15 protein-coding genes, 2 tRNA genes and 2 pseudogenes are annotated in these 20800 nt (G+C 70.6%); 12 read left to right on the top strand and 7 right to left on the bottom strand.

The genetic code is table 11. The features are described 5' to 3' along the window. Positions 1 to 208: 208 nt before the first annotated feature. On the bottom strand, positions 209 to 1396 hold the full coding sequence (locus G3I78_RS22325; RefSeq protein ID WP_164427332.1) for an ROK family protein: 1188 nt from the start codon (positions 1394 to 1396) through the stop codon (positions 209 to 211). A gap of 420 nt (positions 1397 to 1816) precedes the next feature. Between G3I78_RS22325 and G3I78_RS22320 the strand changes: the two genes are divergently transcribed. Next, positions 1817 to 2392, top strand: a complete 576-nt coding sequence (locus tag G3I78_RS22320; protein ID WP_164427330.1) for a biotin transporter BioY — start codon at positions 1817 to 1819, stop codon at positions 2390 to 2392. On the opposite strand, the gene G3I78_RS22315 is transcribed toward G3I78_RS22320, so the two are convergent. Both G3I78_RS22315 and G3I78_RS22310 read right to left on the bottom strand, forming a co-directional pair. Continuing rightward, positions 2382 to 3695, bottom strand: a complete 1314-nt coding sequence (locus tag G3I78_RS22315; RefSeq protein ID WP_164427328.1) for an FAD-binding oxidoreductase — start codon at positions 3693 to 3695, stop codon at positions 2382 to 2384. The two genes, G3I78_RS22320 and G3I78_RS22315, sit on opposite strands and share 11 nt — an antisense overlap. A gap of 84 nt (positions 3696 to 3779) precedes the next feature. Then, entirely contained in the window at positions 3780 to 4502 is a 723-nt protein-coding gene (locus G3I78_RS22310; protein WP_164427324.1) for a hypothetical protein, read from the bottom strand. A gap of 200 nt (positions 4503 to 4702) precedes the next feature. On the opposite strand from G3I78_RS22310, the pseudogene G3I78_RS22305 reads away from it, so the two are divergent. Next, positions 4703 to 5509, top strand: a pseudogene (locus tag G3I78_RS22305) (serine/threonine-protein kinase); the annotation flags it as partial. 3102 nt (positions 5510 to 8611) lie between these two features. Continuing rightward, complete coding sequence (locus G3I78_RS22300) at positions 8612 to 9496, top strand: hypothetical protein (RefSeq protein ID WP_164427273.1); 885 nt, start codon at positions 8612 to 8614, stop codon at positions 9494 to 9496. Positions 9497 to 9562: 66 nt separating this feature from the next. On the opposite strand, the gene G3I78_RS22295 is transcribed toward G3I78_RS22300, so the two are convergent. Continuing rightward, positions 9563 to 10975 carry an amino acid permease gene (locus G3I78_RS22295; RefSeq protein WP_203615355.1) on the bottom strand — a complete coding sequence of 471 codons (1413 nt, stop codon included), beginning with the start codon at positions 10973 to 10975 and terminating at the stop codon, positions 9563 to 9565. A 205-nt stretch (positions 10976 to 11180) separates the two neighbouring features. Between G3I78_RS22295 and G3I78_RS22290 the strand changes: the two genes are divergently transcribed. Together G3I78_RS22290 and G3I78_RS22285 are read left to right on the top strand one after the other, a co-directional pair. Then, on the top strand, positions 11181 to 11666 hold the full coding sequence (locus G3I78_RS22290) for a ribose-5-phosphate isomerase (protein WP_164427322.1): 486 nt from the start codon (positions 11181 to 11183) through the stop codon (positions 11664 to 11666). A 152-nt stretch (positions 11667 to 11818) separates the two neighbouring features. Next, positions 11819 to 12634: a DNA-formamidopyrimidine glycosylase family protein gene (locus tag G3I78_RS22285; RefSeq protein ID WP_164427320.1), complete on the top strand. Its 816-nt coding sequence runs from the start codon at positions 11819 to 11821 to the stop codon at positions 12632 to 12634. Positions 12635 to 12704: 70 nt separating this feature from the next. Here G3I78_RS22285 and G3I78_RS22280 read toward each other — a convergent pair whose 3' ends face one another. Further along, entirely contained in the window at positions 12705 to 13934 is a 1230-nt protein-coding gene (locus tag G3I78_RS22280; RefSeq protein ID WP_203615354.1) for a GNAT family N-acetyltransferase, read from the bottom strand. A 162-nt stretch (positions 13935 to 14096) separates the two neighbouring features. Here G3I78_RS22280 and G3I78_RS22275 point away from each other — a divergent pair, with 162 nt between their 5' ends. From G3I78_RS22275 to G3I78_RS22265, 3 genes and pseudogenes are all read left to right on the top strand, one after another. After that, a complete protein-coding gene (locus tag G3I78_RS22275; RefSeq protein ID WP_164427318.1) occupies positions 14097 to 15278 on the top strand; it encodes a PP2C family protein-serine/threonine phosphatase in 1182 nt (393 codons plus the stop codon). Next, a pseudogene (locus G3I78_RS53220) lies at positions 15278 to 15409 on the top strand (ABC transporter ATP-binding protein); the annotation flags it as partial. The gene G3I78_RS22275 and the pseudogene G3I78_RS53220, both read left to right, overlap by 1 nt. A 331-nt stretch (positions 15410 to 15740) precedes the next feature. Continuing rightward, positions 15741 to 16208: an HD domain-containing protein gene (locus tag G3I78_RS22265; RefSeq protein WP_164427316.1), complete on the top strand. Its 468-nt coding sequence runs from the start codon at positions 15741 to 15743 to the stop codon at positions 16206 to 16208. Here G3I78_RS22265 and G3I78_RS22260 read toward each other — a convergent pair. After that, the gene (locus tag G3I78_RS22260; RefSeq protein ID WP_164427314.1) at positions 16205 to 17320 is read right to left on the bottom strand and encodes an acyltransferase family protein; all 1116 of its coding nucleotides are present in this window, start codon (positions 17318 to 17320) and stop codon (positions 16205 to 16207) included. The genes G3I78_RS22265 and G3I78_RS22260 overlap by 4 nt on opposite strands. A 377-nt stretch (positions 17321 to 17697) precedes the next feature. On the opposite strand from G3I78_RS22260, the gene G3I78_RS22255 reads away from it, so the two are divergent. After that, positions 17698 to 17892 (top strand): hypothetical protein, encoded by a 195-nt coding sequence (locus G3I78_RS22255; RefSeq protein ID WP_164427312.1) that lies wholly within the window; start codon positions 17698 to 17700, stop codon positions 17890 to 17892. A 78-nt stretch (positions 17893 to 17970) separates the two neighbouring features. Here G3I78_RS22255 and G3I78_RS22250 read toward each other — a convergent pair. Next, a tRNA-Gly gene (locus tag G3I78_RS22250) sits at positions 17971 to 18041 on the bottom strand. Between the two features lie 267 nt (positions 18042 to 18308). Between G3I78_RS22250 and G3I78_RS22245 the strand changes: the two genes are divergently transcribed. From G3I78_RS22245 to G3I78_RS22235, 3 genes are all read left to right on the top strand, one after another. Beyond that, positions 18309 to 18385 (top strand) — tRNA-Pro (locus tag G3I78_RS22245). 192 nt (positions 18386 to 18577) lie between these two features. Continuing rightward, complete coding sequence (tig, locus tag G3I78_RS22240; protein WP_164427310.1) at positions 18578 to 19978, top strand: trigger factor; 1401 nt, start codon at positions 18578 to 18580, stop codon at positions 19976 to 19978. A gap of 214 nt (positions 19979 to 20192) precedes the next feature. Continuing rightward, on the top strand, positions 20193 to 20798 hold the full coding sequence (locus tag G3I78_RS22235; protein ID WP_164427839.1) for an ATP-dependent Clp protease proteolytic subunit: 606 nt from the start codon (positions 20193 to 20195) through the stop codon (positions 20796 to 20798). The last annotated feature ends 2 nt before the right edge of the window (positions 20799 to 20800 follow it).

Below are 20800 nucleotides of genomic sequence, written 5' to 3'. Positions count from 1 at the left end.
ATTCACGCAGGAGAAATGAGCGCGTCACACGGGGCAACGTGTCAGCAACAAAGGGCGCGACAGTGCAGGCGAGGGCTCATGGAAAGGATGGTCGCGGTCATGCGTGGGCCCTGTCAACATTCGGAGTTTCTGAATTAAATAGCGTGAGGTCACGCGGTCGGCGGCCTGAGGTCACGCGGCCCGCGGTCATGCCTTCGGCGGCCTGAGGTCACGCGGCCAGTGGGTCCCGGTAGAGCACGTCGAGCGCCACCGAGCCGCCCGCGACCGCCAGGACGGAGTCCGGGAAGCCCGACGGCAGTACGGCTGCCGCGCGTTCGTCCCCGACGCCCTCGCGCAGCGCGGCCAGGCAGTCCTCGCGGTGCATGACGCCGACCTCGGTCACCACGACCGTCTCCGGGTTCAGCACGTCCAGCAGCAGCCGGGCCGCCCGCCCGACGGCACCGGCCCGCTCCACGAGCAGCCGTACCGCCTCCGGGTCGCCCCCGGCCGCCGCCGCGACCACATGCATCGGGTTCGCGCCCTCGATGACCCCCGCCTGCCGGGCCCGTCGGCACAACGTCCGTTCGCTCAGCTCGACCTGGAGGCAGCCGGTGCGCCCGCACGCGCAGGGCTCGGTGCCGCCCGGCACCGGCAGATGGGCGATCGAGCCCGCCTGGGAACGCGGCCCGTGGTGCACCTCGTCGTGGGTGGCGAACGCCGAGTCCACCACGTTGCCGACGAACAGATGCAGCACGCTCCGGCTGCCGCGGGCCCGCCCGAACAGCCGCTCCGCGTTGACCAACGCCCGTGCGTGCCCGTCCACATGGACCGGCAGGCCGGTACGGGCGCCGAGCAACTCCCGCACCGGCACCTCGTACCAGCCCAGCAGGGGGTGCTCGACGACGGTCCCGGAGTCCCGGTCCACCCAGCCGCCGGCCGCGAATCCGACCCCCAGGGCACGCAGCCGCGGGGAGCGGGCCAGCAGGGCGGCGAGCCCGTCGGCGGCCCGCGTCAGGATCGCGGCCGCGTCGGCGCCGTCGTGCCGCAGCTCCCGCCGGTCCACCACCCGCCCGCGCAGATCGAGCAGCGCGACCGTCGTATAGGGGACGGCCACATGGACCCCGCCCACGACGAATCGTGAGTCGTCCAGGTCGACGGGCACATGGGGTCGGCCCACACCCTGGGCCCGCTGGGGCAGGGCGGACTCACGGATCAGACCGAGTTCGGTGAACCGGGAGCAGTAGTCGGTCACCGACGCCGGGGACAGTCCGGTCAGCCGGGCGATGGTGCTGCGCGCCACCGGTCCGTGCTCCAGGACGGACCGCAGGACGACGCTGGCGCTGGTCCGGCGCCGGGAGGCGGGAGTGGGGGCGAGGGAGGATGCCGCGGTGCTGGGTGATGTCGCGGTACGGGGCATGGAGGACCGTCCTCGGGAACGGGGGCCGACACGTCTCGGAAGGCGAGGCGTGCCGGAGCCCGCCTCACACCGGACGGCGACACACGGCCGTGCCCACGCGGCGCAGATCGACATGGCGACGCGAGGAGAAGTACCGGGACTGGGCGACCATGTCCCGAAGGGTAGGTCAGAAACGGTGAATCCGACCAGACCACTAGGGTTCATTGGTGATTCCCCACAGCGGGACACCTGACGCCCCCTGTATCCCGGACCACCTCACCTCAGTGACAGGGGTCACGCCGAACCCGGTGTAACCCGCACTCTTTGTCCGGAGCCCACCAAGCCGCCGTTCGAGGCTTTGTCGAGCGTGGACGGTGATCGGCCCGAGGGCGCCGGGATAGCGTCGCCGTGTCCCCTGTCGTTCACACCCGCGGAGTCCCCATGAGCACCGCCGTCGCCCCCATCCGCACCGGCCAGGTCCTCGCCGACCTGATCCCCGCCTCCCGCGTCCGGGACGTCGTGCTCGTGGCCGGCGGCGCCGCCCTCACCGGCCTCGCCGCCCAGATCGCCGTCCCCGTGCCGGGCTCCCCGGTCCCGGTGACCGGCCAGACCTTCGCCGCGCTGCTCGTCGGCACTACCCTGGGCGCCCGCCGCGGTGTCGCCTCCCTCGCCCTGTACGCCCTGGCCGGCCTCGCGGGACTCCCGTGGTTCGCCCAGGGCACCGCCGGGTTCTCCGTCTCCTTCGGCTACATCCTCGGCATGATCCTGGCCTCCGCCGCCGTCGGCGCCCTGGCCCGCCGGGGCGCCGACCGCAACGTGTGGCGGACGGCCGGCACGATGCTGATCGGCGAGGCGATCATCTACGCCGTCGGCGTCCCCTACCTCGCCTACGCCGCCGACATGTCCCTCTCCGCGGCGGTCGCGGCCGGCCTCACCCCGTTCCTGATCGGCGACGCCCTCAAGGCGGCCCTGGCGATGGGCGTGCTGCCCACCGCCTGGAAGCTCGTCAAGCGCTGACACCCCTCCGGAAGAGGCTCGCCGGGTCGTACCGCGACTCCAGCTCGGCGAGCCTCTTCCGCGTCTCCCCGTCGTACAGCCCCTCGGTCCGATCCCCGGCCCCGAAGGCGAAGTTGACGCTGCGGCCGAGGGTGCGCGGCGCGAGCAGCGCGAACGCCGGGTCCAGCAGCTCCCGGGCCGCCTCCCGCCCGCCCATCGCCAACAGCCGTACCAGGAAACGCCCTTCGCGGTACGGCACCGAGTTCGGCGCCGGCCGCGCCAGCGCCCCGCCCAGATGATTCACCTGTACGACGACCATGGCGCCGGCCCCCGGACCGGTCCGCGCGAGCAGCTCACCGCCCCTGTCGACGTCCAGCCCGCTCAGCACCGCGCTGTCCCCGTAGTAGGCGTGCGGGACGTCGGGGTCACTGTGGACGGTGTGACTCTCGGCGTACGGCATCACCCGCAGCGAGTCCGCGAGCACCGGGCCCATCTCCCTGAGCGGCGCGACCAGTTGCTCGCCGTCGGCGCCGGTGTACGCGATCCGTACGGAGACGACGTACCGCCCGCGCAGGTGCGGCGGCAGCGCCGGCAGGTCCGGATACGGTACGGCGGCCAGGGACGAGGTCAGTGTGTCCGGGACGGTCCTGGTCCACTCCTCGTACGTCCGCAGTACGGCCGCCGGGTCGGCCTCGCGGCCGTCGAGGGCGAGCGAACCGCCGTAGAGCGTCCGCACCGGGACGAGCCCGATCTCCAGCTCGGTGACCACACCGAGGTGACGGCCGCCGCCGAGGAGACCCCAGTACAGCTCGTCCCCTTCGGTCACGTGCCGGAGCCGGCCGTCCGCGGTGACGACGTCGAGGCCGCGGACATGGTCGGCCGCGTACCCGAACTCCCTTGCCAGGATGCCGAGTCCACCGCCGAGCGTGTACGACACGGCACCGACACCCGGCGCAGAGCCGTTCAGGGGCGCGAGACCGTGCGGTGCCGCGGCCTCCACCACCCGGACCCAGCGGACACCCGCCTGGACGCGGGCGGTACGGGCGACCGGGTCGATGCTCACCCGGTCCATGCGCCGGGTGCTGATGAGGAGGCCGCCGTCCGTCCGGCCGGACCGCCCGTGCCCGGTGGCCTGGACGCCGACCGCGAGCCCGCGGTCGCCCGCGTGACGTACGGCCGCGACCACGTCCTCGGCGGAGCGGGCGCCGACCACGAGGGCGGGGCGCTGGGTGAACCCGGTCTGGAAACCGGCGAGTTCGTCGTCGTAGCCGGTGTCACCGGGACGTAGGACGAGCAGGTCGGTGAGGTCGTGGAGGTGCTTCATGGCCCCCATGCTGGAGGCTTAACCTGACAGCTTCCGTCAGGTTAAGCCTCCGGTTCTCTCAGCTCACCGTGGGCCCTCCGTGGCTCAGGCCTCTGCCTGCCGCGGCCGTCGCCGCGTCCACCACACCCCGGTGACGCCCGCCGCGATCAGCGTCCCGCCGGCGGCGCCGAGCGGCAGCAGGTCACGCAGGACACCGGTCTTGGGCAGCGCGTCGCCGCCCGGTGCCACGGGCTTGTTGTCGGTGCCCAGCAGCAGCGGGGTGGCCGGGGCGTTCGGCGACGGGTTCGTCGTACCGAACGGAACCGGGCCCTGCTGCCAGAACGTCTTCTTTCCGTCGCTGGTCTGCACCGGCAGACAGATCTTTCCGGTCTTGTTGAGATCGAATGTCGCGTCCACGGCGTACGACTTGGACTGACCGGCCGCGAGATTGTCGATGGGGCAGGCAAAACCGCTGTTCGAGCCCTCCGGCAGATCCTTTTCCGCAATCGGAGAGCAGCCTTGAACGTTTTTGACCGTAAGGCCGTCGAACCCGACGACCAAGAGCCTGATCTTTCCGCTGTCCTTGCTCCCGTCATTCTTCACGCCGGCGGTGAGGTCGGTCTCCTGCGAGCTGTTGTCGACGGAGATCTTCTCGGGCAGCGTGGTCGTCAGCTTCACGCCTGCCGGTGCCGCGTCGACGGCCTTTCCCCCCTTGCTGCTTGCGGGCCCCTGGTCGTCCGCGCTCGCGGTGAAGGAAAGGATCATCACCGTCGAGAAAGATGCCGTGACCAGCGATCCAGCGATGGTCGTCATACGACGAGAACTCATGTTCGTCCCCCTTGGCTGCGCCTGAATTCGCAGTACTTGAAGAGGTACCACAAGATTTCTCCGCACTATGCTGGTACGGCGCGAAGTGTGACCATTGTGTTCCAGTCGGGGCATCGTTGAGGGGGTGCAGCGGATTGCCGGGGAACGCGGGAAATACGGGGAACGCGGGAAACCCGAGGGGCGGCGGAGTTCCGGGGCTCCTGGTGACGGGACGTTATCGCCTGGTCGAGAGTATCGGCCAGGGGGGAATGGGGCGGGTGTGGCGAGCCGCCGACGAAATGCTCGACCGGCAGGTCGCGGTCAAGGAGATGCGGATCGACGGCCTCGACGCCGAGGACACCCGTACCCGCCGTGAACGCACCTTGCGCGAGGCCAGGGCCACGGCGCGGATCGACCACCCCAACGTCGTACGGATATACGACGTCGTGGACGAGGGTGAACGCCTGTGGATCGTCATGGAGTTGGTCGCCGGCCGCTCCCTGGAGCGGATCATGGCGGAGGACGGCCCCCTGAACCCGCGCGAGACGGCACAGCTGGGTCTCGGCCTGGTGGAGGCGCTGCGCCAGGTGCACGCGCGGGGGGTCCTGCACCGGGACATCAAACCGGGCAACGTCCTGGTGGAGTCCGGCGCCCGCACCGGCCGCCGGATCGTCCTCACCGACTTCGGCATCGCGGCGATGCAGGACGCCAAGGCGCTCACCATGGTCGGCATGCTCGTCGGCTCCCCCGACTACATGGCCCCCGAACGGATCTCCGGCCGCCCCCAGGGCCCCCCGTCCGACATCTGGTCCCTCGGCGCGACCCTCTGCGCGGCCCTGGCCGGCCGCTCCCCCTTCTCCCGCGACACCACCCTCGCGACCCTCCACGCGGTCCTCTACGAGGAGCCACAACTCCCCGCCTCGGCGGGCCCGTTGACGGACATACTCGCCGCGCTCCTGGAGAAGGAACCGTCGGTGCGGCCGGCGCTGGAGGACCTGGAGACGACGCTTCATCCGATCGCGTTCCCTGTGCTGAGGCCTACGTTGCCTACGTTGCCGGTGGGAGGGGGCGAGGGGGCGGGGGGGTTCGGTGGGGGTTGGGGTGGGGCTGCTGGGAGTGGGGGCAGGGGGGAGAGCGAGTCGGTAGTTGGTGGATTGGGGGCTGAGGGTTCTGGGGGTTCTGGGGGGAGTGGGGGTGCGGGGGCGTCGGGGGATGCGGTGTTGTCGGGGCAGGGGGGTACGCCGGGGCGGGCTGAGCAAGAGGAGTGGGCTGAGCAAGAGGGGTGGACGGATACGCCGAGGCCGGCGGAGCAACCGGAACAGACCAGGGTGCCTGGGCTGACGGAGTCACCGGGGTCTGTGGGGGGACCGGCTGTTTCGGAGATGCCGGGCTCGCCGGGGCGGCCACGGCCTGCGTGGGCGTCGGAAGCGGACATGGCAGATCAGCCCGGAGCGTCGGGTGAGCCGGGGGCAGAGGGACTTTCGGGGGCCTCGGCAGATGTGGCCGGGGAGTTGGGGGCTTCTCCGGGGAGGCCTGTGGCGGAGGGGTCGGGAGCGGAGGGGTGGCCGGGCAGGCCAATTGCACCGGGCGGTTGGGGAGTTCAGGAACGGCCGGGTGGTTCGGCAGGTACGAGCGGTGAGCCTGGTGCGGAGGAGGCTCGGCCGGGTGAGCGGAGCGCGTCGCCGGACGGGCCTGCGATAGACAGGTCGGGGGCGGAGCTGCTACCGGGTGCCCCGGTTGGGGGGTCTGGTGCGGCGGAGGTTGTGTCGGACGGGCTGAGTGGGTCGCCGGACAGGTCTGCGGCAGGCGGGCCGGGAGTGGAGCGGCTGCCGGGTGCCCCGGTAGTTCCGGTTGGGAGGTCTGGTGCGGCGGAGGATTTGTCCGGTGGGCTGAGTGGTTCGCCGGATGAGCCTGTGGTGGACGGGCCGGGAGTGGAGCAGTCGCCGGGCGCTTCGGTAGATGCGGCGGAGGCTGCGTCGGGTGGGTCGGGGGCCTCGGCGGGCGGGGCCGGAGGGCTGGCGGCGGGGGAGCAGGGCGGCTCGGGTGCGGCTGGGCGTTCCGCGGCTGTGGGGGAGGAGACGCCTGCTTTCCCCTGGGCGCCGAGGGAGTTGCCGACCCCGGCCTACCTGGAGCCACGGATCGTACGGGCGGCGCGAGATCCCCGAGTACCGGCCACCGAGCAGGCACCGGACGAGTCGACGGGGCCCGAGCGGGAGTCACAGCGCGAGTACGTGCACGACGCCCCGACCGCCACCGATCCCACGCGAGCCGCCTCAACCGCCGGGCAGGATGCTCCGACCACACCGGACTCGGGGCCCGTGCGGGACAGTTCGGACACCGAGCCTGTGCCGGGCACGCCGGGCGCCGGGCCCTCGTCGGACATCCCGGGTGCCTCCTCATCTGCTGGGCACGACGCGTCTGTTGCCGAGCCCGCGAGTGGTGCTTCGGGTTCCGCGGACGCGGCTGTGCACGATGCCCCGGGCACTGCTCCTGAGCCGACTACCCCCGGCACTGATCAGGTGCACGGTGTCTCCGCATCGTCCGGGCACGACGCCCCAGGCGCTGAACGGCCGCCTGCTGCTGCCGCATCTGCCGGGTACGAACCCCCTGTTGCAGAACCCCGGCGTGCTGCTTCAGATCCCACGGACGCGGCTGTGCGCGATGCCCGAGGCGCTGGATCTGCGCCGATTGCCCCCGGCGCTGAGGGGGTGCACGGTGTCTCCGCGTTGGCCGGGTCCGACGTTTCTGCTGTTGGGCCCGTGGGTGACGCGTCGGGTTCCCGGGACGCGGCTGTGCGCGATGCCCGAGGCGCTGGGCCCGTGCCAGGTGCCCCCGACGCCGAGCGGCTGCCTGCTGCCGCCGCATCTGCCGAGTACGACACCCCTGTTGCTGACCCCCGGCGTGATACTCCAGGTTCCCCGGGCGCGGCCGTGCAAGACGCCTCCGGTGCTGAGCAACGGCCCGCTGCTGCCCCATCAGCCCGGCACGACACTCCTGTTGCCGAGCCCGCGCGCGGTGCGTCGGGTTCCCCGGGCGGGGCCGTGCAAGGCGCCTCCGGTGCTGAGCAACGGCCCGCTGCTGCCCCATCAGCCCGGCACGACACTCCTGTTGCCGAGCCCGCGCGCGGTGCGTCGGGTTCCCCGGGCGGGGCCGTGCAAGGCGCCTCCGGTGCTGAGCAACGGCCCGCTGCTGCCCCATCAGCCCGGTACGACACCCCTGTTGCGGAGCCCGCGCGCGGTGCGTCGGGTTCCCCGGGCGGGGCCCTGCAAGACGCCTCCGGTGCTGAGCAACGGCCCGCTGCTCCCCCATCAGCCCGGCACCGCACCCCTGTTGCCGAGCCCACGGACGCGACCTCCCGACAAGACGCCCCCGGCACCACCGAGCGACCGCCAGCCGTCGCCGTACCCGCCGAGCAAGACACCCCCGTCACCGGCCCCCCGCACACCGCCCCGCCCGACACTCCGGTCGCCGATCAACCGCCGGCTACTCATAGGCGCGACCCCTCAGCCCCTGCCGTCCACGACGCCCCAGCCACCAAGCCCCTGCAAGGCAAGCCGGATTCCGAACAACTACAAGACGCCCCCGCGTCTGCCCGGCAGGAAACCTCCGTTTCCCAGCCCCCGCACGCCACTTCGACAGCCGGCCTCACGGACGCCGCCTCTCAAGACATCACCCGCGATGCCGAGCCCCCGCGAAGCACCCCGGTCGCCGATCAACCGCCAGGCACTCACCCGCACGATCCCTCAGACACCGGCCCCACGGACACCACCCCGCACGCCCCTCCCACCGACGCCATCCCCGGCGATCTCTCCTCCACCGACTCCAGTCCCTCAAATCCCTCAAATTCCTCAAACATCGCCTCCGCACCACCGGCACACCGAAAGCCGCCCACAAAACCCCGCGCCTCCAACAGCCCCGAACCACCCGCACCAGCCCAGCCGTTCGGCCCACCCGACCTCTCCCACACCCCACCCTCCCAACCCGCCAGCGCCTCCACCGAAGCCGCCTCCGGGGAGCACTCCGAGGTCCGTTCCGAGACGCCCTCCGCGAATTCGGCGGGGGCCGTTCTCCGGGCGTCCGCCCCCACCGCGAGTACTCCCACCGCGAGCGCCCCCACCCGGGACTCGTTCATGGCCGGCGCCCCCACGGAACACACCCCCGCACCGGACGCACCGACACGAGACGTCCCCACCCGCACCGCCTCGGCGCCCCCGCAGTCCCTCTACCCCCAACGCCCCCGCCCCGGCGTCTCGTTGATCCGCACGGAAGCCACCCCCGAACAACCCCCCGGCCCCAACACGGACCCCGACCCCACCCCCAGCTCCCTCCTGGGCCCCCACCCCCACCGCACCCCCACCACCCCCTCAACCCCTCAACGCAACCGCAACCGCCACCGCAACCGCCGCACCGCCCTCCTCGCAGCCATAGCCACAGCCACCGCAGGCGCCATCACCGCAGCCGTCCTCCTCCTCAACCCCGGCTCCCCCGGCCACGACGACACAGTAACCTCCCCGACCCCCTCCACGCCTGTCTCCTCCACACCCACCCCCACCACCCCGTCCCCCACAGTCGAAGGCACCTCACGGCCCCCCGGCACCCGCACCGAATCCGGGCTCTTCTCCTGGATCCCGCCCGCAGGCTGGAAGCGGACCGTCTACAGCGGCTCCTACGTGCGCTACACGTCCCCCGACGGCACCCAGGAGATCTGGGGCAGGGCGAGCATGGCCACCAAGAACACCACCCTGCTGGAGAACTGGGAGCAGGAGGAGGCGAAGAACACCAGCAAGGGGCAGGGGTACCAGCGGATCCGCCTGGAGGAGACGACCTTCCACGGCCGGCCCGCCGTCGTCTGGGAGTACACGGTCACCGCCCAGGGCGAACCCTGGCACGCCCGCCTCCTCGGCTTCCGCAAGGGCGAGATGTCGTACGAGATCAGCACCTGGTACCAGGCGGACACCGAGGGGACGGCCGTGGAGACGTACGAGAAGGTCAGGGACAGCTTCACGGCCCTGTGACACACCGGCACACGCGAAGGGCCCCGCGGCACGCGTACGCGCCACGGGGCCCCACCGCACACCCGGTCAGCTCACGGACACCTTGTCCGTCGGCTCGTCGGCGACCGGCGTCGTCGTACGCCCGCCCCCGACCCTGTCCTTCACCACGGCGATGACCAGCACCAGCGCCGCGACGAGCAGCGACAGCAGCACGGTCTCCCGGCCGTCGTGCTCGGTGTCGGTCAGCATGTACCCGAGCACGAACACGATCAACGCGGCCGTCGCCCAGGTCAGATACGGGTACAGCCACATCTTCACGACCAGCTTCTCCGGCGCCTCGGCCTGGATGATCTTCCGCATCCGCAGCTGCGACAGACAGATGACCAGCCACACGAACAACGCCACCGCACCGGAGGAGTTGACGAGGAACAGGAAGATCTTGTCGGGGGAGAGGTAGTTGAAGAAGACGGCGACGAAGCCGAAGACGACCGACGCGAGGATCGCGGCCATCGGCACGCCCCGCCCGTTGACCTTCGCGAACGCCTTCGGCGCGTCGCCCCGCTCGCCGAGCGAGAAGGCCATCCGGGAGGCCGTGTACAGACCGGAGTTGAGACAGGACAGCACCGAGGTCAGCACGATGAAGTTCATGATCTGACCGGCGTGCGCGATCCCGAGGGAGTCCAGCGCGGCGACGTAGGAACCCTTGTCGGCGATGGACTTGTCGTCCCACGGCAGCAGGGTCACGACGACGAAGATCGACCCGAGGTAGAAGACGGCGATCCGCCAGATCACGCTGTTGGTGGCCTTGGTGACGGCCTTGCGCGGGTTCGCGGTCTCCCCGGCGGCGAGGGTGACGATCTCGCTGCCCATGAAGGAGAAGACGACGAGCAGTACGCCGGTGAGGATCGCCCCGGCCCCGTGCGGCAGGAAGCCGCCGTGGTCGGTGAGGTTGCCGAGGCCCGCCTTGTCGGAGTCGACACCCGGCAGCACACCGAAGACCGCCAGCGCGCCGATGACGATGAAGGCACCGATGGCGACGACCTTGATCCCGGCGAACCAGAACTCGAACTCGCCGTAGGAGCCGACCGAGACCAGGTTGGTGGCGGTCAGCACGATCATCACGATCAGCGCCCACCCCCACTGCGGTACGGCGGGTATCCACCCTTCGAGGATCTTGGCGCCGGCGGTCGCCTCGACGGCGAGCACGACGACCCAGAAGAACCAGTACAGCCAGCCGATGGAGAAGCCGGCCCAGCGCCCGAGCGCCCGGTCGGCGTGCGCGGAGAACGAACCCGAGCTCGGGTTCGCGGCGGACATCTCGCCGAGCATCCGCATCACGAGCACGACCATCGTGCCGACGAGGGCGTACGACAGCAGGATGCCGGGTCCGGCGGTGGCGATACCGGAGCTGGAGCCCACGAAGAGGCCCGCGCCGATGACACCGCCGATGGCGATCATCGAGAGGTGACGGTTCTTGAGTCCGGCCTGGAGACCAGTCATACGGGGAATTCCTTTGCGCCGGGTGTGGGGGTTCCCGTACGAGCGGTGTACGGGCCGGTCCAGTGAATCGGAGGTAAAGGAAATCGTGAACCTCTGAATCCAGATCGTTACTTGAGGTTTCCTTGAGCTTCTATTGTCTGGTTCACATTTTTCCTGGCCGACACCCGAGGCTGCTGCCCGGAAACAGCCGTGTCACACTCATCCCATGCGCGTGTATCTCGGCTCCGACCATGCGGGCTTCGAACTCAAGAACCACCTCGTCGACTGGCTGAAGGCGGCCGGTCACGACGTGGTCGACTGCGGCCCCCACATCTACGACGCCCAGGACGACTACCCGCCGTTCTGCCTCCGCGCCGCCGAGCGCACCGCCGCCGACCCTGACGCCCTCGGCATCGTGATCGGCGGCTCCGGCAACGGCGAGCAGATCGCGGCGAACAAGGTCAAGGGTGTCCGCGCGGCCCTCGCCTGGAGCGAGGAGACCGCGTCGCTGGGCCGCCAGCACAACAACGCCAACGTCGTCGCGGTGGGTGCGCGCATGCACTCCACGGAGGAGGCGACGAAGTTCGTCGAGACCTTCCTCGCGACCCCGTTCTCCGGCGACGAGCGCCACCAGCGCCGCATCGACATGCTGTCGGCCTACGAGACGACGGGCGACCTGCCGGACATCCCGGCGCACCACCCCCAGCAGTAGCCTGCCGCATTTGGCCCCTCCGGCGTTCGAGGAGCGGGGGCACGGGGGCGGAGCCCCAGGAGGACGGGACGGGTAGGGGCGGCGGGGGCGAGAAAACCCGCCCCGCACCCCACCCCACCCCACTCCGCCCCGCAGACGAACAAGGAGCCACCGTGCCCGAGGGCCACACCATCCACCGCCTGGCCCAGGACTACAGCGCCGAGTTCCAGGGCACGAAACCCCGCGTCACCAGCCCCCAGGGCAAGTTCTCCGACGCCGCCGAACTCCTCACCGGCGCGGAACTCACCCGCACCGAGGCCCACGGCAAGCACCTCTTCCTCGGGTTCCGTGACACCGACTGGGTCCACATCCACCTCGGCCTGTTCGGCAAGGTGAACTTCGGCGCCACCCCCGCGCCCCCGCCCACCGACACGGTCCGCCTCCGCCTCGCGAACAGCACGGCCTACGTCGACCTCCGCGGCCCCACGACCTGCGCCCTGATCACCCCCACCGAGAAGCAGTCGATACACGACCGCCTCGGCCCCGACCCCCTGCGCGCGGACACCGACGCCGACCCGCAGGCGGCGTACCGGAGGATCTCCCGCAGCCGTACGACGATCGCCGCGCTCCTGATGGACCAGAAGATCATCGCGGGCGTGGGCAACGTCTACCGCGCCGAGGTCCTCTTCCGGCATCGCATCGACCCCTACCGCGCGGGCAAGGACATCACCCCCGCCGAGTGGGACGCGATCTGGACCGACCTCGTCGACCTCATGCGCGAGGGCGTCAGGAACAACCGCATCGACACCGTCCGCCCCGAACACACCCCGGAGGCGATGGGCCGCCCACCCCGCGTGGACGACCACGGCGGCGAGGTCTACGTGTACCGCAGGGCCAACCTGCCCTGTCACCTCTGTGGCGGCGAGATCCGCACCGCCGATCTCGCCGCCCGCAACCTCTTCTGGTGCCCCACCTGCCAGAAAACCTGAAGGCAGGGCCCGGCGTCTGGAACGTGAGGACAGGGCCCGGCGTCTGGAACCTGAAGGCCGGGCCCGGCGTCTAGAAGCCGTGCGGCAGCCAGGGCGGCACCGGCGAACCGAACGCCACCGACGCCTCCGCCAGCGCGCCCTGCCGCGACTCCCGTACCAGCCCCGCCCCCGCGAGCGAGGCCAGGCTCACCCCGCCGAGATAGGCCGCCCCCAACTCCCGTACGGACAGGGCGAGATCGGCCGAGTCCGTCGTACGGGAACAGGTGGCACCCTTGGCGTCGCCGCTGAGCCGCCAACGCCCCGAGTTCCAGGGGCAGAAGGCGTCCTCGACCTCCAACACCACGTCCACCGGCGCCTGGTAGGTGCGCGCCTCCAGCGCGGCCCCTACGTCCACCAGCCGTACGTGCAGCGAGTCCCGCACCAGCAGTCCGCAGCGCCGGATGTCGGAGACCAGGTACTGCCAGGCCTCGTCGACAGCCCGCCGCCGGACGTAGATGCGGGAGGTGAGGTCGAGGTCGAAGAGGAACCGCCAGAGCGCCGCGTGCCCGGCCGGGTCCAGCGCCTCCAGGTCGGAGACGACCACCGTGCCCTTGGGCCCGGCCGCCTCCCAGTCCGCCTTGACCCGGAACCGCACGAACCCCACGACCTGTCCGTCCCGCTCCGCGACCACGCACTGCAACGGCGACGCGCCGTCCCGGTCGCTCTCCGGGTCGAGCAGCCACAGCCGCTCCCAGCCGGGGATCCGGGCGACCATCCCGGGCCGCCGCGGCACCAGTTCGGCGTAGACCGCCTCGCACGCGTCGAGCACGTCGGCGGGGGCCGCGTAGCGCAGCCGTACGTCGTCGGTGCCGGGCGGCACGGTCAGCCGGACCCGGGTCGTGTCGATCTCGGCGTTGAGGTGGTAGCTGCCGACGCCGTACCCGAACCGGCCGTAGATCACCGGCTCCGAGGCGGTCAGCACGGCCAGCGGCTCGCCCCAGGAGCGGACGTCGTCCAACTGCCGCCGCATCATGGCCGTCAGCACCCCGCGCCGCCGGTGCGTGGCCGCCACGCTCACCATGGTCACGCCCGCCGCCGGCACCGAGGCACCGCCCGGCACGGTCAGCCGGAAGCCGAACGCGCCCGCCGTGCCCACGCACAGATCGCCGTCCCAGGCCCCGATCGAACGGTCCCGTTCGGTGAGTTCACGCCACAGTTCACGCTCCTCGGCCGACTCCGGAACCCCGCCGAAGGCGCGGATCAGGTTGTCGTACCACTCGTCCCAGTCGTCCTGCCGAAGCACCCGCAAGTCAGTCCCCATGAACCATGCCTACCAGGGCATTGCGGGACGAGCGAGGGAATTTCGTCTTGGCGGCGGCACAGCGGCTGTCTGTGAAGTTCACTGTGAAGTTGAACCTCGGACGGGGGACAAGTGGGACCTCCCGTGCCAAGCAGCTGGTCCGATGGATAGGGTCCCGAACTAATGGCAGCAGGACGAGAGCGGCGCGCGGAAGCCGAGACGTTCACGGCCCGGTTGAAGATGCAGTGGCACCGGGTCCGCACCGGCCTGCGCAGAAGTGCCGTGGACTACTTCCGGGGCGACGGCTCGGACTGGGTCGCGCTGGCCGGTCTGCTGCTCACCGTCCCGCTGATCGCGGCCACCACCCTGATGAACTCCGTGTGGTGCTCACCGGCTGCGCTGGTCCTGCCGATCGTCGCGGGCGGGCTCCTGCTGCGGCCCGCGAGCCTGCTCGGTCTGTACGCGGCGGCGGCGACCGCGCTGATCGTGGAGTCGGTGCAGCTCGGGCCGTACACCGAGGGACCGTCCCGGGTCACCCCTGGCGTGGTCCTGGTCGTGGCCGCCTGTGGCTTCTTCGGGCTGCTCATCGCCCAGTTCCGCAGCCGGGTCGGGGTGCCCTGGCGGCGCGGCGGCACCATGCTGTTCGACCTGCGCGAACGCATCCGGGTGCAGAGCAAGCTGCCCCAGCTGCCGCAGGGGTGGCACCGGGAGATGGCGCTGCGGCCGGCCGGCGGGCAGTCCTTCTCGGGCGACTTCGTGGTCGCGGCCCGGACCAACGGCGGCCGCACCCTGGAGGTCGTCCTCACCGACGTCTCCGGCAAGGGCATGGACGCGGCGTCGCGTGCGCTGCTGCTGTCGGGGGCGTTCGGCGGGCTGCTGGGCTCCCTGCCCCCGCACGCCTTCCTGACCGCCGCGAACGGCTACCTCCTCCGCCAGGACTGGGACGAGGGCTTCGCGACCTCGATCCACCTGGTCCTCGACCTGGACTCCGGCGACTACGAGCTGTACTCGGCGGGCCATCCGCCGGGCCTCCAGCTCAGCGCGGGCAGCGGGCGCTGGGAGGAGAAGGCGGCCGAGGGTCCCCTCCTCGGGGTGTACGACGGCGCCCAGTTCGACCCGGTCAAGGGTTCGCTGCGGCCCGGTGACGTCCTGATGCTGTTCACCGACGGCCTCGTGGAGACCTCCGACCGGGACATAGTGGAGGGCATCGACCGCCTCACCGGTGAGGCCGACCGGTATGTCGCCGGCGGTTTCCACGGGGCGGCCTGGCATCTGATCGAGGCGGTCGCCAAGGACGTCAACGATGACCGCGCCCTACTGCTGATCTCCCGCGAGGGCCCTACGGCCCAGGCCGTGCCGCGGTAGTGGTGGGTGGGGTTTACCCCCGGTCCGATCCGCCAGCCGACTGGGCCGTAGAACTGCACGGGGTCACCCGGCGCTACGGCCGGGGGAACTCCGCCGTCCACGCCCTCCGCGGTATCGACCTGACCCTCCCGCCCGCCATCGCACACCGCGCTACGCCGCACCCGCCCTCGGCTTCGTGTCCGGCGTTCAACCTGCTCCCGCCCTCACGACCGAGCAGAACGCCGTCCTCCCGATGCTCCCCCAGTGCCGTGAGGGCCTGGAAGGACCCCCAGGCCGGTCACCGCCCCGACCGCCGTCCCGGCCAGCTCTCGCGGCCGACAGGTGATGAAGGGGCTGACGGGGGAGGGGCCGTTACATCCCGCCGCTGGTCTACGGCGCCTTCGCCGGCGCGATCGTCGTGCTCGGCCTGACCTCGGCCACCCTCCCCGCCCGCGCCGCCCTGCGGAGCGACACACTGGGGCGATGACCGACCACTTGACCCCGGCCGAGATCGAGACCCTCGCCCGCGCCGCGCACGAGGGCCAGACCGACAAGGCGGGACGGCCGTACGCCGAGCACCTTCAGGCCGTCGCCGAGGGCGTCCGCGCGCGGGGCGGCGACGAGGAGCAGATCGCGGCGGCCTGGCTGCACGACTCCGTCGAGGACGACGCGCTCTCCGCGCGGTGGCTGGAGGAGGCCGCGCTGAGCCGTCGTACCAAGGACATCGTGCTCGCCGTCACCAAGCGGGCCGGGGAGCCGCCCGAGGCGTACGCCGGGCGCATCCTCGCCACCCCGGGCGCGCTGCTGGTGAAGGAGGCCGACCTGGCGCACAACGCGGACCCGGCGCGGCTCGGGGTCCTGGACGAGGCGACCCGGAGGCGACTGACCGAGAAGTACGCGGGGATGCGCGCGCTCCTCGGTCTGGGCCGGGGTCTCGACCAGGCTCCCTAGACGCCGACCTTCTCGCGGGGAGCCGCCTTCTGCTCGCGCCCCCGGGCCACCTCGGCGGAGTCCCGCTTGAACGCCCAGTCCATGTCAGGCTCCATCGCGAACCGGAAGACCCGGCGCACCGGCGCGGTGCACAGCAGGGTGACGGCGAGCGCGGCGAGGACGCTCACGAAGATCTCGCCGGCCGGGTGGCGCAGCCAGGCGTGGTCGAACCAGCCCCAGTAGTCGCCGCCCTTGATCAGGAAGCCGTGCAGCAGATAGCCGTACAGCGTGCCCGCGCCGAGCGTGGTGAACCACAGCTGCCGGCCGGGCACCCAGGCGAAGAAGCAGGCCGTCAGGAGCAGGGAGCAGCCGAACAGGGCCAGCACCATGACCGGGCCCGTCCACCAGGGCGCGCCCATCTCCTGGGCCGCGTCACGGTGGTAGAACCAGCCGGTCTCCATCCGCGGCACCGCCCACCAGCCGACGGCGAGCGCGGCGGCGAACACCGGGACCGCGGCGATCCGCATCGAGCGGCGGCGCACCAGCCGGAAGTGCTCGGGCTTCAGGATCAGGCCCAGCACGAAGTACGGCAGGAACTGGAGCACCCGCTGGAGGTCGAGGTCGTCGCCGATCTCGGGGGTGACGGAGGCCAGCATGGCGATGCCGAGGGCGAGCGGGAGAGGCCGGCGGACCAGCTTCCAGATCGGGGTGGTCAGCCGCCAGATGAACAGGGCGACCAGGAACCAGGTCAGGAACCACGGGTCCAGCAGGCTGATCTCGGCGCCGGGGTCGTGGTCGGCGAAGCGCCGGAACAGGGAGTACGCCGTCTCGAAGAGGACGTACGGCACGGCGACACCGGTGATCAGGCGCTTCAGCCGGTCGGGGCGCATGTCGAAGCTGCGCGAGAAGAAGCCGGAGATGACGATGAACGCCGGCATGTGGAACGCGTACACCACCGTGTACAAGCCCTCCAGGATCCGGCTGTCGCCCTTGAGGGGCTCCCAGGAGTGGGCGACGGCCACCAGGACGATCGCCAGGTACTTGGCGTTGTCGAAGAAGGCGTCGCGCTGCTTGCCGGGCGGGGCGTGGGGCGATCGCGGACGGGGGACTGCGTCGGCGGCGGCTCGGAACATCTGAGGCACCCTAGCCGTGGCTGTGTGTTTCCGTAAAACCGCCCAGGTAGTCATTGCTTATTCACTTCTGAGTCGACTTGAGTTGCCCGGTATTGTCCAGATTAATCCCCACTAAATGGTGCATATCGAATAGTCTCGTACGCCTGTGCCGGTAATTCGAATTCCCTGCGACTGTGATGTGCGCAAGCGGTGTGTGGCCACTGAAACAATTCAGTGGGCGGGTGTGGGGCCGGTGGTGGCGCAGGTATGGGCCTGGCCAAACGTTGGGTCACCCGCCGCATATGCGGGCCGTGTTGGTGGCACGATGGTTCTGGCGGGGGTGCGCGCGGTTGCGTCCCCGGGCCGGGAGAGCGGACCGACCGAGGGTGTGATCAGTTGTGGCCATTTCGCTGTCAGTGGTGCTGCTGTTGGGGATCATCCTCGTGGTGTTGATGCGGGGAGGCTCCATCAAGGCCGGACCCGCCGTCGTCGCGGTGCTCTTCGGCTTCTTCCTCGCGTCCACCGGCATGGCCGACGACATCCAACGCTTCCTGGACTCGATAGCGGACACCATCAACTCGATCCAGTTCTAGGCCCGGGCCACCCGCCGGACCACGCGAAAGGCCTCCGGCCCGATCCCCTCGGGGGGACCGGGCCGGAGGCCTGTTCAGAGCGGGCGACGGGAATCGAACCCGCGTAGCTAGTTTGGAAGACTAGGGCTCTACCATTGAGCTACGCCCGCACAGCACGCGCCGCAGGTCGAGGACCAGCGGCACGCCAGTCATCGTACCGGGTCCCCGTGGTCCGCCGCACACCCCTTCCGTGCCGAGGCTCCGAGCCGAGGTTCCGTACCGCGGGGCGCCCGCGGCGCATCCGCCCCGCGCGTTGGGTCGGGTTCACGCCTGTTTTCGTGAGCGGGCTCCGGCGGCTCGGGCGGGCCGGTTCGCGGTGGGTGGGAAATGCGGTAACCCCGCTGTCTGCGGGCATGTACCCTACGTGTCGCACCAGACGGGGTGTGGCGCAGCTTGGTAGCGCGTCCGCTTTGGGAGCGGAAGGCCGTGGGTTCAAATCCCGCCACCCCGACCACCTGCGCGATCGCCTTGTGCGGTCGCGTCCGTGATCGCTTCAGTGATCGCCTTTGGGGCGTGTCGCCGCTGCCGTTACTATGCAAGCTGCACGCCCGTGTGTCTCTCCATCGAAGTCCTCCGGGCGGCGAATCCGCCGGAGCCGTTCTGGCCCCGGCAGAACCCAAGAAGTCAGCCACAAGGAGACCGAACCGTGAAGAGCGCCGTGGAGACCCTGAACCCGACTCGGGTTCGGCTCACTGTCGAGGTGCCCTTCGAGGAGCTCAAGGACAGCCTCGACGCGGCGTACAAGAAGATCAACCAGCAGGTCACGGTGAAGGGCTTCCGCAAGGGCAAGATCCCGGCCCGCGTCATCGACCAGCGGTTCGGCCGCGGTGCGGTGCTGGAGGAGGCGGTCAACGACGCGCTTCCGAAGTTCTACACCGAGGCGGTCAACGAGGCCGAGATCGACGTCCTCGGCCAGCCCGAGGTCGACATCACGGAGCTGAAGGACGGCGAGACGCTGAACTTCACCGCCGAGGTCGACGTCCGCCCGGCCATCGAGATCCCGGACTACTCCGGCATCGAGGTCGAGGTCGACGCCGTCGAGGTCTCCGAAGAGGACATCGACAAGTCCGTCGAGCAGCTCCGCGAGCGCTTCGCCTCGACCTCCCCGGTCGAGCGCGCCGCCGAGGACGGCGACGTCGTCACCATCGACCTGGAGGCCAAGGTCGACGGCGAGGTCCTGGAGGACGGCATCGCCAGCGGTGTCTCCTACACCATCGGCTCCGGCGAGCTCCTCGACGGCATCGACGACGCCGTGAAGGGCCTGGAGGCCGGTGGCGAGACCACCTTCACCTCCGAGCTCAAGGGCGGCTCCGCGGCCGGCAAGGAGGCCGAGGTCGCCGTCAAGGTCACCCAGGTCGCCGCCCGCGAACTGCCCGAGCTGGACGACGAGTTCGCGCAGCTCGCCTCCGAGTTCGACACCCTCGACGAGCTGAGGGCGGACAGCCGCAAGCGCCTCGAGAACATGAAGCAGTACGACCAGGCCACCCAGGCCCAGGAGCGCGTCCTGGAGAAGCTCCTGGAGCTTGTCGAGGTGCCCGTCCCCGAGAAGCTGCTCGAGGACGAGATCAACACCCGCAAGCACAACCTGGAGCACCACCAGCTCGGCCAGATGGGCCTCGACCTCGACAAGTACCTCGAGATCCAGGGCAAGACGGCCGAGGAGTTCGACACCGAGACCAAGGACGCCGCGGTCAAGGGCATCAAGACCCAGTTCGTCCTCGACGAGCTCGTCAAGCGCGAGAAGCTGAACGTCAACCAGGAGGAGCTCACCGAGCACCTCATGCGGCGTGCGGCCTCCTCCGGCATGTCCCCCGACCAGTTCGCCCAGGCGGTCGTCGAGGGCGGCCAGGTCCCGCTCCTCGTCGGCGAGGTCGCCCGCGGCAAGGCCCTGGCCGTCGTGGTCGAGGCCGCCACGGTCAAGGACACCAACGGCGAGGTCATCGACCTGGACGACGACGAGGACGAGACGGCCGAGACCGTCGAGGCCGCCGCCGAGGAGACCCCGGCCGAGGCCGAGGACAAGGCTGAGGACAAGACCGGGGCCTGATCGCCCACGGCGTCTTGACTGTCGTACGACGGGCCCCGGGAGCAACTGCGCCCGGGGCCCGTCGGCCTACCCGCCCCAGGGCTCTACGCCCCCGGCGAACAGCGCTCTATCCGGGATTCCCCGAAGGGACCAGCGCGTTAGGGTCCCTTGATAGGGAAACGTAAGACGGCCCGGCGCCGTCGTAAGACGAGCAGGTGGATACGTGACGAATCTGATGCCCTCCGCCGCCGGCGAGCCTTCCATCGGTGGTGGCCTCGGCGACCAGGTCTACAACCGGCTGCTTGGCGAGCGGATCATCTTCCTCGGCCAGCCGGTCGACGACGACATCGCGAACAAGATCACCGCACAGCTGCTGCTCCTTGCCGCGGACCCCGACAAGGACATTTACCTGTACATCAACAGCCCGGGCGGTTCGATCACGGCCGGTATGGCGATCTACGACACCATGCAGTTCATCAAGAACGACGTGGTGACCATCGCCATGGGCCTCGCCGCGTCGATGGGCCAGTTCCTGCTCAGCGCGGGCACCCCCGGCAAGCGCTTCGCGCTGCCGAACGCGGAGATCCTGATCCACCAGCCCTCCGCCGGCCTGGCCGGCTCCGCCTCCGACATCAAGATCCACGCGGAGCGGCTGCTGCACACCAAGAAGCGCATGGCCGAGCTCACCTCCCAGCACACGGGCCAGAGCATCGAGCAGATCACCCGCGACTCGGACCGAGACCGCTGGTTCGACGCGCTGGAGGCCAAGGAGTACGGCCTCATCGACGACGTGATCCCGACGGCCGCCGGTATGCCGGGCGGCGGCGGCACCGGGGCCTGAGC

The organism is Streptomyces sp. SID13726, assembly GCF_010548375.1.
In the GTDB taxonomy this organism is placed as follows: Bacteria; Actinomycetota; Actinomycetes; order Streptomycetales; family Streptomycetaceae; genus Streptomyces.
The sequence above is the reverse complement of the archived record's forward strand: the minus strand, read 5'-3'. Positions and strand labels throughout refer to the sequence as shown.

Excerpts from the sequence above, each read along its gene's own strand:
- G3I78_RS22290 (WP_164427322.1), top strand. The coding sequence starts at position 11,181 with ATGCGCGTGTATCTCGGCTCCGACCATGCGGGCTTCGAACTCAAGAAC.
- G3I78_RS22265 (WP_164427316.1), top strand. The coding sequence starts at position 15,741 with ATGACCGACCACTTGACCCCGGCCGAGATCGAGACCCTCGCCCGCGCC.
- G3I78_RS22320 (WP_164427330.1), top strand. The coding sequence starts at position 1,817 with ATGAGCACCGCCGTCGCCCCCATCCGCACCGGCCAGGTCCTCGCCGAC.
- G3I78_RS22260 (WP_164427314.1), bottom strand. The coding sequence starts at position 17,320 with ATGTTCCGAGCCGCCGCCGACGCAGTCCCCCGTCCGCGATCGCCCCAC.
- G3I78_RS22325 (WP_164427332.1), bottom strand. The coding sequence starts at position 1,396 with ATGCCCCGTACCGCGACATCACCCAGCACCGCGGCATCCTCCCTCGCC.
- G3I78_RS22310 (WP_164427324.1), bottom strand. The coding sequence starts at position 4,502 with ATGAGTTCTCGTCGTATGACGACCATCGCTGGATCGCTGGTCACGGCA.
- G3I78_RS22315 (WP_164427328.1), bottom strand. The coding sequence starts at position 3,695 with ATGAAGCACCTCCACGACCTCACCGACCTGCTCGTCCTACGTCCCGGT.
- G3I78_RS22295 (WP_203615355.1), bottom strand. The coding sequence starts at position 10,975 with ATGACTGGTCTCCAGGCCGGACTCAAGAACCGTCACCTCTCGATGATC.
- G3I78_RS22300 (WP_164427273.1), top strand. The coding sequence starts at position 8,612 with ATGGCCGGCGCCCCCACGGAACACACCCCCGCACCGGACGCACCGACA.
- G3I78_RS22275 (WP_164427318.1), top strand. The coding sequence starts at position 14,097 with ATGGCAGCAGGACGAGAGCGGCGCGCGGAAGCCGAGACGTTCACGGCC.
- G3I78_RS22235 (WP_164427839.1), top strand. The coding sequence starts at position 20,193 with ATGCCCTCCGCCGCCGGCGAGCCTTCCATCGGTGGTGGCCTCGGCGAC.
- G3I78_RS22280 (WP_203615354.1), bottom strand. The coding sequence starts at position 13,934 with ATGGGGACTGACTTGCGGGTGCTTCGGCAGGACGACTGGGACGAGTGG.